At 70.3% G+C, this 11,616-nt stretch carries 13 protein-coding genes; 3 read left to right on the top strand and 10 right to left on the bottom strand.

From position 1 onward, the window contains the following. The first annotated feature begins 5 nt into the window (after positions 1 to 5). Both DWB05_RS11405 and DWB05_RS11400 read left to right on the top strand, forming a co-directional pair. Positions 6 to 1,055, top strand: a complete 1,050-nt coding sequence (locus DWB05_RS11405) for an MlaD family protein (protein ID WP_114377314.1) — start codon at positions 6 to 8, stop codon at positions 1,053 to 1,055. Continuing rightward, positions 1,052 to 1,657, top strand: a complete 606-nt coding sequence (locus tag DWB05_RS11400; RefSeq protein WP_114377313.1) for an ABC-type transport auxiliary lipoprotein family protein — start codon at positions 1,052 to 1,054, stop codon at positions 1,655 to 1,657. Before DWB05_RS11405 ends, DWB05_RS11400 begins: the two co-directional genes overlap by 4 nt. 28 nt (positions 1,658 to 1,685) lie before the next feature. Here DWB05_RS11400 and maiA read toward each other — a convergent pair whose 3' ends face one another. The 6 genes from maiA to DWB05_RS11370 all read right to left on the bottom strand — a co-directional run bounded on the left by maiA (position 1,686) and on the right by DWB05_RS11370 (position 7,465). Then, positions 1,686 to 2,330, bottom strand: a complete 645-nt coding sequence (gene maiA / locus DWB05_RS11395; RefSeq protein ID WP_114377312.1) for a maleylacetoacetate isomerase — start codon at positions 2,328 to 2,330, stop codon at positions 1,686 to 1,688. Then, the gene (locus tag DWB05_RS11390) at positions 2,327 to 2,557 is read right to left on the bottom strand and encodes a DUF2783 domain-containing protein (RefSeq protein WP_198669150.1); all 231 of its coding nucleotides are present in this window, start codon (positions 2,555 to 2,557) and stop codon (positions 2,327 to 2,329) included. Before DWB05_RS11390 ends, maiA begins: the two co-directional genes overlap by 4 nt. Before the next feature lie 2 nt (positions 2,558 to 2,559). After that, positions 2,560 to 4,161 carry an FAD-dependent oxidoreductase gene (locus DWB05_RS11385; RefSeq protein WP_114377311.1) on the bottom strand — a complete coding sequence of 534 codons (1,602 nt, stop codon included), beginning with the start codon at positions 4,159 to 4,161 and terminating at the stop codon, positions 2,560 to 2,562. Between the two features lie 44 nt (positions 4,162 to 4,205). After that, positions 4,206 to 5,189, bottom strand: coding sequence for an MBL fold metallo-hydrolase (locus tag DWB05_RS11380; RefSeq protein ID WP_114377310.1), 984 nt, complete (start codon positions 5,187 to 5,189; stop codon positions 4,206 to 4,208). Positions 5,190 to 5,191: 2 nt separating this feature from the next. Next, positions 5,192 to 6,217: a fumarylacetoacetate hydrolase family protein gene (locus DWB05_RS11375; protein ID WP_114377309.1), complete on the bottom strand. Its 1,026-nt coding sequence runs from the start codon at positions 6,215 to 6,217 to the stop codon at positions 5,192 to 5,194. A gap of 111 nt (positions 6,218 to 6,328) precedes the next feature. Then, positions 6,329 to 7,465, bottom strand: coding sequence for a homogentisate 1,2-dioxygenase (locus tag DWB05_RS11370; protein ID WP_114377308.1), 1,137 nt, complete (start codon positions 7,463 to 7,465; stop codon positions 6,329 to 6,331). A gap of 86 nt (positions 7,466 to 7,551) precedes the next feature. Between DWB05_RS11370 and DWB05_RS11365 the strand changes: the two genes are divergently transcribed. Then, positions 7,552 to 8,049: a MarR family winged helix-turn-helix transcriptional regulator gene (locus DWB05_RS11365; RefSeq protein WP_232818514.1), complete on the top strand. Its 498-nt coding sequence runs from the start codon at positions 7,552 to 7,554 to the stop codon at positions 8,047 to 8,049. Here DWB05_RS11365 and radC (DWB05_RS11360) read toward each other — a convergent pair. From radC (DWB05_RS11360) to DWB05_RS11345, 4 genes are all read right to left on the bottom strand, one after another. Next, positions 8,046 to 8,906 (bottom strand): RadC family protein, encoded by an 861-nt coding sequence (gene radC / locus DWB05_RS11360; protein ID WP_114377306.1) that lies wholly within the window; start codon positions 8,904 to 8,906, stop codon positions 8,046 to 8,048. The genes DWB05_RS11365 and radC (DWB05_RS11360) overlap by 4 nt on opposite strands. A gap of 93 nt (positions 8,907 to 8,999) precedes the next feature. Beyond that, complete coding sequence (gene radC, locus DWB05_RS11355; protein WP_408608487.1) at positions 9,000 to 9,749, bottom strand: RadC family protein; 750 nt, start codon at positions 9,747 to 9,749, stop codon at positions 9,000 to 9,002. Positions 9,750 to 9,838: 89 nt separating this feature from the next. After that, entirely contained in the window at positions 9,839 to 10,162 is a 324-nt protein-coding gene (locus DWB05_RS11350) for a DUF4387 domain-containing protein (protein ID WP_114377659.1), read from the bottom strand. Position 10,163: 1 nt separating this feature from the next. After that, complete coding sequence (locus DWB05_RS11345; protein ID WP_114377305.1) at positions 10,164 to 11,552, bottom strand: acyclic terpene utilization AtuA family protein; 1,389 nt, start codon at positions 11,550 to 11,552, stop codon at positions 10,164 to 10,166. Between the last annotated feature and the right edge of the window lie 64 nt (positions 11,553 to 11,616).

Here is an 11,616-nt window from a genome sequence, read left to right as displayed (position 1 = left end):
TGCGCATGGAGGACAGGGGGCTCTACTTTCGCGTCGGCCTCGCCATTCTCGGCGGGATTGCGGCCCTGCTCGCCCTCGTCGTCTGGATCGGCGCCGACACGTTCCGCCGGCGGGGCTTCACCTTCGAGACGTACTTCGCCGAGAGCGTGCAGGGGCTCGACACCGGGGCGCAGGTCCGCTTCCGCGGTGTCGCCATCGGCACGGTGCGCGAGATCGCGATCGCCGCCGCCGTCTACCCGGAGGCGATGCGCGGCGACATTCCGCGGTCCGAGGGGGCGCGGCTCGTCGTCGTTCGCTTCGAACTGTTCCGCGACCGGGTCGTCGAGACGAGCGTGGAGCAGTTCCGCGCCCTGGTCGAGGCGGGGCTTCGGCTGAGGATGGCGAGCCAGGGCATCACCGGCATCCTGTATCTGGAGATGGATTTCCTCGACCCAGCGCGTTTCCCGCCGCTGATTCCGCCTTGGCCGACGAAGTATCCAGTCATTCCCGCCGTCCCCTCCACCCTCGCGCAATTCCAGTCGGCGGCGGAACAGCTGATGGCGCGGCTGAACGAGGTGGATCTTCCCGGGCTGGTCGAGCGGATCAGCACGCTCGTGGAGGCGCTGACGGAGAGCGTGACGGTGGGCGAAGGCTATCGGCTGCTGGTCGAGGGCGGGGATCTGCTGGCGTCGTTGCGCCGGCAGAGCGACGGCATCGGGCCTCGCCTCGAGGCGGCGGCGTCGGAAGCGGAACGGACGGCGCGCGGCCTGCGCGAGATCGCTGAATCGCGGGAGTTGCGCGCCACGCTCGCCAACACCGCGGCGGCGAGCGCCGAGTTGCGCACGGCGCTGGCACGATTGCCGGCCACGTTGGCGGCGACGGAGCAGACCATTCGCCGGGTCGAGGCGCTGGTCGACGAAGCTGATCGCGACCTCGGTCCTGCTCTGCGCGATCTTCGCCTCGCCGCCGACAACCTGCGTGCCTTGACCGAACAGGCGCGGCGCTACCCGAGCCAGATCCTGTTCGGCGAGCCCCCGCCGGGATCGGCGGCCCCTTTGCCCGGAGGCACGCGATGAGGCGCCGTACGCTCCTCGCCGCCGCGCTCGCGCCCTCCGCCTGCGCGGGCCCGCTCTCCCGCCCCTATCCGGAGAAGCGGCTCTACGTTCTGGAAGCAAAACGGGCGGGAGCCTCGCCTGCATCGGCCCGCCCGCGCAGCTTGCTCCTGCGGGCGGTCACCGCCGCTCCCGGCGCGGAAGGGCGGGGTCTCGTCACGCGGCTGCCGGGCAACGTGCAGCAGACGGATTTCTGGAACGAGTTCTTCGCCCCGCCCGCCGACATGGTGCACGACGCGATCCGCCGCTGGCTTGCGGATTCGGGGTTGTTCACGGCGGTCCTCGATCCCGGCAGCCGCGGGCGGGCCGATCTTGCCCTCGAGGCGCGTCTCGTCGCGCTCTTCGGCGACGGGACGGATCCGCGCGCGCCGGCGGCGCGCCTGCACTTGCAGACCCTGCTGTTCGGCCTCGATCGCGACCCGCCGCGCATCCTCGCCCGCGGCGACTACGACCGGCGCGTGCCCGTCGCTTCGCTCGCACCGGAGGTGGTGGCACCCGCCCTGTCGCAGGCGCTCGCGCTCGTGCTGGCCGACCTCGAGGCGGATCTGCGCCGCAGCCTCGGCTGACGGTGTGGGCGCGCGACGGGGGCGACGCTCACGCCGCGTCGGGCTGCGCCTCCGGGGCTGCGCGCTGCACGGCGGGCAGCGCGAGCATCGCCGCTTCCGCACGCAGGAGAGCGGGGAACCCGGCAAGGTCGATGCCGAATCGGCGTGCGTTGTAGAGCTGGGGCACGAGCACGCAGTCGGCGATCGTCGGCGCCTCGCCGAAGCAGAAAGGACCATTGTCGCCCGCGATCATCGCCTCGCAGGCGGCAAGCCCGCGGCCGATCCAGTAGGCGTGCCAAGCCTGTTGCGCTGCCGCATCGAGCTTCAGCACGCGGTCGAGATACTCCCGCACCATCAGGTTGGACAACGGCGAGACTTCGCAGGCGATGGCGAGCGCGAAGCTCCGCGCTCGCGCGCGGGAGATCGGGTCGCGCGGCAGCAGGGGCGGTAGCGGGTGCTCCTCCTCCAGCCACTCCAGGATGGCGAGCGACTGGGTGAGCGGCACGCCGTCCACCTCGAGGGTGGGCACGAGCCCCTGCGGATTGCGCGCGAGATAGTCGTCCCGCCGATGCTCGCCGCCCTCGCGCACCAGGTTCACCGGAACGACGGCGTACGGAAGCCCCTTCAGGTTGAGCGCGATGCGCACGCGATACGAGGCCGAGGAGCGCCAGTAGGCGTGGAGGGTGAGGGTCACGGCGGGGTACCCTGGTCCTCGGTCGCACCCGTCGGCGCGCGCACGGCCCGCCGCGCCTGCTCGATCGCCTGTTCGAGCACCGCCCCGTCGCCGATGTGGTTGGCGAGCAGCAGCACCAGGGCGGCGTCGAGCCGACGCGACTCCTCCGGCGAGAGGTCGTGGTGGGCGCGGACCAGGGTGACGAACACGGCGTCCGGGTCGGCGAGTTTCGGGGCGGTGTCGAGCATGGTCAGGCGGCCTCCCGCGCGGCTTCGGCCGGCTCGCGGCCCCACAGGCGAGCGAGGGCGGCGGCGAGGTGGTCGGCGTTTGGTGTGCGGAACCGGGCGGCGACGTGCTGGTCGGGGCGAATGAGATAGGCGGTGCCGGCCGAGGCGGCGTACCGTTCCGCCGCGATCCCTTCCGCGGGGACGGTGACGGTGCGCACTCCCGGCACGGCGGGCGAAGCGTTCTCGCCGAAACGGAGCAGGACCGGTTCGTTACCGAGACGGTTGAGCAGGAACCCGTCTGCCAGCGGCGCATCGAGGCAGGGCGCGCCCGGGGCAGGGCCGCCCGCCCAGGCCTCCTCGTCCGGCGTCGACAGCGGGCTCGCCGCGTAAGCGTGCGGCAAAGAGAGCCGACCCGAATTCACCATGCGCCGCGCGAAGGCGTGCTCGCGGGCGAGCAGCAGCACGGCGTCGCGATAGGCCCGCGCGGCTTCCGTCTTCGGCGTGATGAAGTCGGTCGCCCGCGTCGAGTGCAGGATGTTCTCGTCCGCGGCGGGGATCCGTTCGGCGTCGTAGCTGTCGAGCAGGGTCTCGGGTGCCGTGCCCTTCAGCACGGCCGCGAGTTTCCAGGCGAGGTTGTCGGCGTCCTGGATGCCGCCGTTGCCGCCGCGCGCACCGAACGGGCTCACCTGATGCGCCGAGTCGCCGACGAAGAAGATCCGGCCATGGCGGAAGCGCTCCAGGCGTCGGCAGCGGAAGGTGTAGACGCTCACCCATTCGAGGTCGAAGGCGACATCCTTGCCGAGCATCGCACGGATCCGCGGCACCACGCGCTCCGGCCTCTTCTCCTCCTCCGGGTCCGCCTCCCAGCCGAGCTGGAAATCGATGCGCCACACCCCGTCCGGCTGCTTGTGCAGAAGAACCGACTGGCCCGGATGGAACGGCGGGTCGAACCAGAACCAGCGCTCGGTCGGGAACGGCACTTCCGTCTTCAGCACGACGTCCGCGATCAGGAAACGGTCGCGAAACACCTGGCCGACGAAGGGGAGGCCCAGGGCCTCGCGTACGGTGGACCGCGCGCCGTCGCAGGCGGCGAGCCACTCGGCCTCGAGCACGTAGGATCCGTCCGGCGTTTCGACACCGAGACGAACGCCGTCCGCGCGGGGATCGACCGAAACGACGCGCGACTTCCAGCGCAGATCGACGAGCCCCGTTTCCGTGCAGGCCTCGACCAGCCACTCCTCCAAGTAGTATTGCTGGAGGTTGACGAACGCCGGCATGCGGTGCCCGTCCTCGGGCAACAGGTCGAAGGTGTAGGCGAGCGCGGAGCCGAAGAAGACCTTGCCGACCTTCCAGGTGATGCCCTTGTCGAGCAGCTTCTGGCCGAGCCCGAGCCGGTCGTAGATCTCCAGGCTGCGCTTGGCGAAGCAGATGGCGCGGCTGCCGAAGCTCACCGTGTCGTCGTCGTCGAGCACGACGGAGGCGATGCCGTGGCGGGCGAGATCGAGGGCGAGGGTGAGGCCGACGAGACCGGCGCCGACGATGACGACGCGGGCAGATCCGCCCTTGCCGTCGAGTTCGAGCGGGCGGCGGAACGGGAAGCGCGGGTTGGTGTAGGTCGTCGGCATCGCGTCGCGTTTCCTCCGTTCCTGCCCCCTCCGCCTCGCGGTCTTCAGCCGTGCACCTCGGCGGTCTTCGGCGCAATTTCGCCTTCCAGCGCGCGCCACAGCGCGAGGTCGCGTTCGGCTGTCCAGACGCGCGGGCGTTCGATTCCGATCGCCTCGTCGTAGGCGCGCGAGACGTTGAACGGCATGCAGTGCTCGAAGATGACCCACTGGCCGAAATCGGGCCGCAGCGCGTGCATCGCCGCCTCATAGGTCTCCTTCAGCGACGCACCCCGCTCGGCGAAGGCGCGCACGAGCGCGAAGAGACGGGTGACGAAAGCCTCCGTCCCCTCGATGGCAAGGCGCGACTCAGAGCCCGTGGTGAGCGCCCGCCCGCGGCCAGGCACCAGCGCCTCGGGGCCGAGCGCGCGGATGGCGGCGAGGGTTGCAGGCCAGTCACGGAAATGCGCATCCCCGCAATACGGGGTGGCCCCGAACTCCACCGTGTCGCCGGCGAACAGCACGCGCTCCTTCGGCAACCACACGACGGTGTCGCCGGCGGTATGGGCGCGACCGATATGGATGATGCGCACCTCGCGGCCGCCGAGCCACAGCGTGATGTCGCGTGCGAACGTGATCGTCGGCCAGGTCAGCCCCGGGATGGTGTCGCGGCCGCGGAACAGGCGGGGAAAGCGACCGATCTCGGAGGCCATGTCCTCCGCCCCGCGCTCGGCGATCAGGGCCCGCGTCGCCTCCGAAGCGAGGATGGCATTCGCCCGATACGCCGAGGCACCCAGCACGCGCACCGCGTGGTAGTGGGTGAGAACGAGGTGACGGATGGGCTTGTCTGTTACGGCGCGGATGCGCGCGATCACGCCTTCCGCCATGGCTGGCGTCGCCTGGGCGTCGATCACCAGGACCGAATCGTCGCCGATGATCACACCCGAGTTCGGGTCGCCCTCCGCCGTGTAGGCATAGAGGCCGGGTCCGATCTCGTCGAAACTGACGCGCTTCTCCGCGAGGTCGGCGGTGGAGGCGAAGGCCTTGCTCATCGTCACGCTGCCTTGCACTGGGTGGCCACGGCCGCCACGCGCTGGTCGATCGCGCCGAAGACGGAGCGGCCCTCCTGATCCTTCATCTCGATCCGCACGCGATCGCCCGCGCGCAGGAAAGGCGTGCGCGGCGCGCCATGCAGGATGGTCTCGATGGTGCGCGCCTCGGCGATGCAGGCGAAACCCACGCCACCCTGATCGACCCAGGCGCGCGCGAGGTCCTCGTGCCGGTTGGAGACGGTTCCTCCGCCGAGAATGGTGCCGGCGCCGAGCGCGCGCGTGCGCGCCGCATGCGCGATCAGGCGGGGAAAGCCGAACTGCATGTCGCGGCCCGCATCGGGACGGCCGAAGAGCGTTCCGTTTACGGAACAGAGAAGTGCCCCGTGCAGACGATCGCCATCCCAAGCCGCACCGAGCTCATCGGGGCTGACCGCGACCGGCGAGAAGGCGGAAGCCGGCTTCGATTGGAAGAAGCCGAAACCCTTGGCGAGTTCGGCGGGGATCAGGTTGCGCAGCGAGACGTCGTTGACGAGCACGAACAGTCGGATCGCGGCGCGGGCCGTCGCCTCGTCCGCTCCCATCGGCACGTCGTCGAGCACCACCGCCACCTCGCCCTCGAAATCGAGCCCCCAGGCCTCGTCGCCGAGCGGGATGTCGTCGCAGGGGCCGAGGAAACCGTCCGACCCGCCCTGATACATCAGCGGGTCGTCGCGGAAGGACGGCGGCATCTCCGCACCGCGCGCGCGTCGGACGAGTTCGACGTGGGTGAGGTAGGCCGAACCATCCGCCCACTGGTAGGCGCGCGGCAGCGGCGAGGCGCAGGCGGCAGGGTCGAAGGGAAAGCCGCGCGAGGGGTTCGTCTCGAACGCGGTCCATTCCGCCGCGATGGCGGGGCCGAGGCGCGCCCAATCGTCGAGCACGGCCTGCAGGGTGGGTGCGGTGGCGGCGCGCTCGGCGCGGGCGAGGTCGCGGCTGACCAGGAGGAGGCGGCCGTCGCGACCGCCCTCACGCAGACTGGCGAGTTTCATCGCCTGCCTCCCTTCGACACGGACGGCAGCATGTTCCCCCTCTCTCCCACGCGTTCCTCCCGCATCGCCCGAGTGCGCCCTGCGTCACCGCCGCCGCAGCGGCGCCCGGCTTCACTCCGCCGCGCGCTTCACTTTCCAGCTGTCGGCGTAGTCGGGCCACTCGCAGCCGAACGCCGCCTCGCCGATCTCCAGAGCGTCGCGGGTGTCGAGCATCACCGCATACTCGTCGGTGGCCGGCTTGGGCTGGACGAAGGCGCGCTCCAGCGCCTTCGGATGCGGCCCGTGGGTGAAGCCGCAGGGGTGCAGCGTCATCATCCCCGCCCGGATATTGTCGCGCGAGAAGAAGTCGCCCGCGTGGTAGAACAGCACCTCGTCGTAGTCGTCGTTGTTGTGGAAGAACGGAACCTTCAGCGCACCAGGGTCGGTCTCGAACGGGCGAGGCGTGAAGGTGCAGATGACGAAACGGTTGGCGACGAAGGTGGTGTGCGCCGAGGGTGGCAGGTGGTAGCGGTGCGAGACGAGCGGGCGGATCTGATCCACGTTCAGCTTCACCGGCGCGAGATCGCCATGCCAGCCGACCGCATCGAGCGGGTTGAAGGGATAGGTGCAGACGGAGATCGCGTTGCGGCGCTTGATCACCACGCGCGTGGCGTTCTCGTGCTGTTGGGCGCGGAAGGCGTCGTCGATCGCCGGCGTCTCCAGCACCGCCGGGTCGAAGATCGCATGGTGGCCGAGCATGCCCTTGTCGGGCAGCATGTAGGTCGAGCCGGTGGCCTCGATCAGCAGGCAGGTGGTGGGCTCGGTGCACTCGAGGCGCCACATGGTGGAGCGGGGCAGCACGATGTAATCGCCCTCACGGAAGGTCATGTGGCCGTAGTCGCAGAACAGGTGACCGGCGCCGCGATGGACGAAGATGAGCTCATCGCCATCGGCGTTCCGTGCGAGATGGTCCATTGCCATCGGCGCGCGCCAGAAGCGCAGGCGAACGTGCTGGTTGAACAGCACGTCGGGCGCATCGAAGGGGGAAGCGTGCTCGGCGTTGATGCGGTTGAGGTCGAAGGCGCGTGGGCGGAGCGGGCCCTCCCAGGACGACCAGCCGGTCGGCGGATGGCGGTGGTACATGTGGGTGGCCGGGCCGAAGAAGCCTTCCTTGCCGAGTTCGCGCTCGTAGGTGCCGGGCGGCAGGTCGGCATGCGCCTGGCGCGAGGTCTGCCCCTCAAGGCGCGGAAAGCGGATGTAGTGCTTCATCGCGAGACCCTCCCCGTTGCGTTGCGGCGGGCTTGCCAACTGCTCTGGCACCGCGCTGATAGTTTCACATGAAACCAAAGTCAAGCGTGGCCGTCGGGCCCGTGCGGCAGCGCGATCGAGGCGAGGCGGGCCCCTTCCGCCTCGAGGCGTTCCTGCCCTACCTGCTGTCGGTGGCGGCGAACCGGGTGAGCGGCCTGGTTGCGCGGCGCTACGAGGACGCGTTCGGCATCACGATTCCGGAGTGGCGTTGTCTCGCGGTGATCGGGGAGGGGGAACCGACCAGTGCGAGCGGCATCGTCGAGCGCACGGCGATGGACAAGGTGAAGGTGAGCCGCGCGCTTGCTTCGCTGCAGGCGAAGGGGCTGGTGCGGCGCGCACCGCACCCGACGGACGGGCGGCTCGCGCTGATTTCCTTCACCCCACGCGGACGAACGGTCTATGAGCGGATCGTTCCGCTGGCGCTGGAGACGGAGCGCGAGGTGCTGGCTGGATTGTCGGCAGCGGAGGAACGGGCCTTGCGGGCGGGGCTACTGCGTCTGCTCGCCCGCCTCGAGGCGCTCGAACGGGCGCAGGAGGGCGACTAGAGGAGCCCCTTCTGCCGCAGCGAGGTCCAGCCCGCGCGACCGATGATGACGTGGTCGTGCACCACGATGCCGAGCAGGCCCGCGGCCTCCTTGATCTCCTGCGTCATTTCGATGTCGGCGCGGGACGGTGTGGTGTCGCCCGAAGGGTGGTTGTGCACCAGGATCAGTGCGGTGGCGTGCAGCTCGAGGGCGCGCCTCACCACCTCGCGCGGATAGACGGGGGTGTGGTTCACCGTGCCACGGCCCTGCACCTCGTCGGCGATCAGCCGGTTCTTCGGATCGAGGAACAGGATGCGGAACTGCTCGACGGGTTCGCGCGCGCAGGCGGCGGTGAGATAGTCGATCAGCTGAGCCCAGTTGGACAGGAGCGGCTTCTCCGCCGCCTGGGCGCGCGCGAGCCTGAGTGCGGCGGCCTGCACGAGCTTCAGCGCGGCGACACTGTGCGGGCCGAGCCCGCGCGTCTCGAGCAGCACCTTGGTGGGTGCCGCGAGCACCTCGGCGAAGCTGCCGAAGCGGTTGATCAGCGCCTTGGCGAGGGGTTTGGTGTCGCCCTTCGGCATGGCGAAGAACAGGAGCATCTCGAGGAGCTCGTAATCGGCGAGGGCGTCGGGGCCGCGGGTGAGGAGCTTGTCGCGCAGCCGCGCGCGGTGGCCGTGCGGCCCGGTGGAGGGGAACTGCACTTCAGCCGGCGCCCGCGGCCAGGCGGCTTCGGCCGCAGGGGCAGGAGAAGCGCTGCCGTCCGACGGCGGGGTGAGACCGGCCGGGGCTTCGGCGAAACCCCGCGAGCGCGGGACGGGCGGCTCGGGGAAGCGAAGCCCCTCCGCGTCCTTGCCGAACAGCCGTCGCAGCAGCCCCATGCCGCGCCCCCGCAGACGATTGCGTGGTTGTGGCGATGTGCCATCAAACGCGCAATAGTTGCAAGAGGTGAGCGACCTCCGGCGGCTGCCCGATCAGAGCAGGCCGAGCTGACGGAACGAGGCGACCCGGCCGTTGCCGACGATCACGTGGTCGTGCAGCGCGATGCCCAACAGGGCGGCTGCCTCGCGAACCTCGCGCGTGAGGTCGATGTCGGCGCGCGAGGGGGTCGGGTCGCCGGAGGGATGGTTGTGCACGAGGATCAGGGCGGTGGCCTGGAGTTCGAGCGCGCGGCGGACGATCTCGCGCGGATAGAGCGGCGTGTGGTTCACCGTGCCGCGGCCGTGCGCCTCGTCCGCCTTCAGCCGGTTCTTCGCATCGAGATAGAGAACGCGCACGTGCTCGACCGGCTCGCGCGCCAGCGCGGCGTGCAGGTAGGCGACGAGCTTGTCCCAGGCGTTCAGCACCGGCGCCTCGCGCACCTCGGCGGCGGCGAGCTTCAGGGCCGCGGCATGCGCCACCTTCAGCGTGACCACCACCGCATCGCCTACGCCGGGCACGGACCGCAGCGCTTCGGGCGGGGCGGCGAGCACGCCGGCGAAGGAGCCGAAGCGCGCGATCAACGCCTTGGCGAGCGGCTTGGTGTCGAGACGAGGGATGGCGAACAGCAGGAGTTCCAGGAGTTCGTAGTCGGCCACCGCCTCCGCCCCGCCCTTGAGAAAGCGGGCGCGCAGACGGGCGCGATGGCCGAGATGCCCCGCCGCCGCCTCGCCATCGGCCGCGACCGTCGCACCAGCCTCGGCGAACAACCCTTGCGCTTCGGCCAAGTCGCGCCGCTTCGTCACGCCTGCTTCCGCCCCACGCTCCTGGCGTGAACGATGCCGCGAGCGGGGCGACGTCTGCAACCCTTGCGTGCGCTACTTCAGAAAGCTCGTCACGGCACTTCGACCTCGAACAGCGGCGCGTAGTGCTGCGAGCCGAACACGTCGGATTCGCCCGGGCTGCCGGAGGGGCGCGCGCGGCGAAGGGTGAACTTGATCGCGTTCGCGGGCTCGAAGACGACGAAATCGGTGATGCGCTCGCGCGGGATGCGGTAGAGCGCGGCGACGGTCTCGGGGGAGAGCACACCCGACTCGCGCACCCGCTCGAAGGCCGTGCGATCCTTGAAGATCACGTCGAAGGTGATGTGATCGACCCCGGCATTCTTGCTGCGGATGGTGGAGGCGAGGTCGCGCAGCGTGGTGCGGTTGCGCAGCATCTCAGGCGGCCCTCCGCGCGCGTCCATCGACGAGATGGAATTCGGTCCGGAACAGCTCGCAGGCATCGCGCACCGGCATCACGTGGTTCAGCGTCCACTCGTAGCCGGGTTTGCCGATCAGGATCTCGTCCGCCATCAGCGCCGCCGCCCCGGCCGTGCCCTTCACCTCGGGCAGCCGGGCGTAGAACAGGTTGCGCGCGGCCAGAGCACAAATCTCTTCGGCCCTCGCTGCGTCCCGGCAGACCGTCTCGACCACGATGCCGAGCTCGTGCGGATGGGCCGGTGGGCTCGGTTCGAGCTCGCCCATCACGCCGTTGCGGCCGAACAGGTGGTAGTGCACCGACCAACCGGCCGCATCGGGTGCGCCGAAGCGTTCGGCGAGACGGGCTCTCGCCCAGGCGATCGCGGCATCGATGTTTTCGATCACGTACGGGTCTCGGATGCCGACCACGGCGAGCCGCCGTTCACCCACCTTGCCCGCGCCTTCCAGCTTCACCATCGGGGTGACGGCGGGAATGAAGCGAGCTCCGCTCGCCCGGGCCGTGCGTTCATCCACCGCCTCATAGCGGCAGTCGCGCATGTCGACCGTGCCGGAGACGACGTGTTCGTAGAACGGGTTCCGCCGCTCATACATCGCGTGGCCGGCGAGCGAGGCGGGCGTGCAGCGCTGCCCGGGATGGAGGGCGGTGATGCGGATGTCGTCCTCGGCGATGCGGCCGAGGATCGATTCCTTGCCCATGAAGGGTTCGCAGCAGAACGAGGCGCATTCCATCAGCTTGCCCGCGTAGTAGGCGGTGGCCGGCGAGAGCCCGGCATTGAGCAGGGGCGCGGCGAAGAGGGCGCAGTCGGAAGCCCGGCCGGCGATCACCACCTCCGCCCCCTCCCGCAAGGCGGCCGCGATCGGTTCGGCATCCATCACGGCGACGATCCGATCCGTCCGCGAAAGGAGCGCCGCGTCGGCATCCGCCCGCCCATCGAGACCCTTGATCGGCGTGCCGGCCGCCAGGCGCGCTTGCAGGAACTCGCGCGTCTGCTCCGACTTGATGGTGGCAAGGCGGAAAGGGGCGAGGCCGTGCTCGGCGGCGATGTCGCGGATCATCGCGGCGAACTGCTCGACCCCGCGATCGGTTCCGGTATCGGAGGCGGACCCGACGATCATCGGCACGCCGAGCCGCCGGGCGGCGAGCAGCATCGCCTCCAGGTCGTGCCGTTGCCAGGCGGGCGGCGAGGCCTGCGAGTCGGCACCCAAGGGATAGGGCCCGATGTCGCAGGAACCCGAGTCGGCGACGATGAAATCCGGCGCGTGCTCGCACCCGGCGAGGAAGGAGGCCTTCTCGAACGGCGTGAAGCCGAGATGCCCGGTGGGGCAGAGGATGGTGACGGCGGTCATCGGCGACTCTCCCACAGGGCGACCGGCACGGTCGGCGCCCGTGTGAGCGCGGTCCTGCACGTGT

The sequence above is a fragment of the Elioraea thermophila (ex Habib et al. 2022) genome, assembly GCF_003336755.1.
Classification (GTDB): domain Bacteria; phylum Pseudomonadota; class Alphaproteobacteria; order Acetobacterales; family Acetobacteraceae; genus Elioraea; species Elioraea thermophila.
This window is presented reverse-complemented; position numbering and strand designations above follow the sequence as displayed.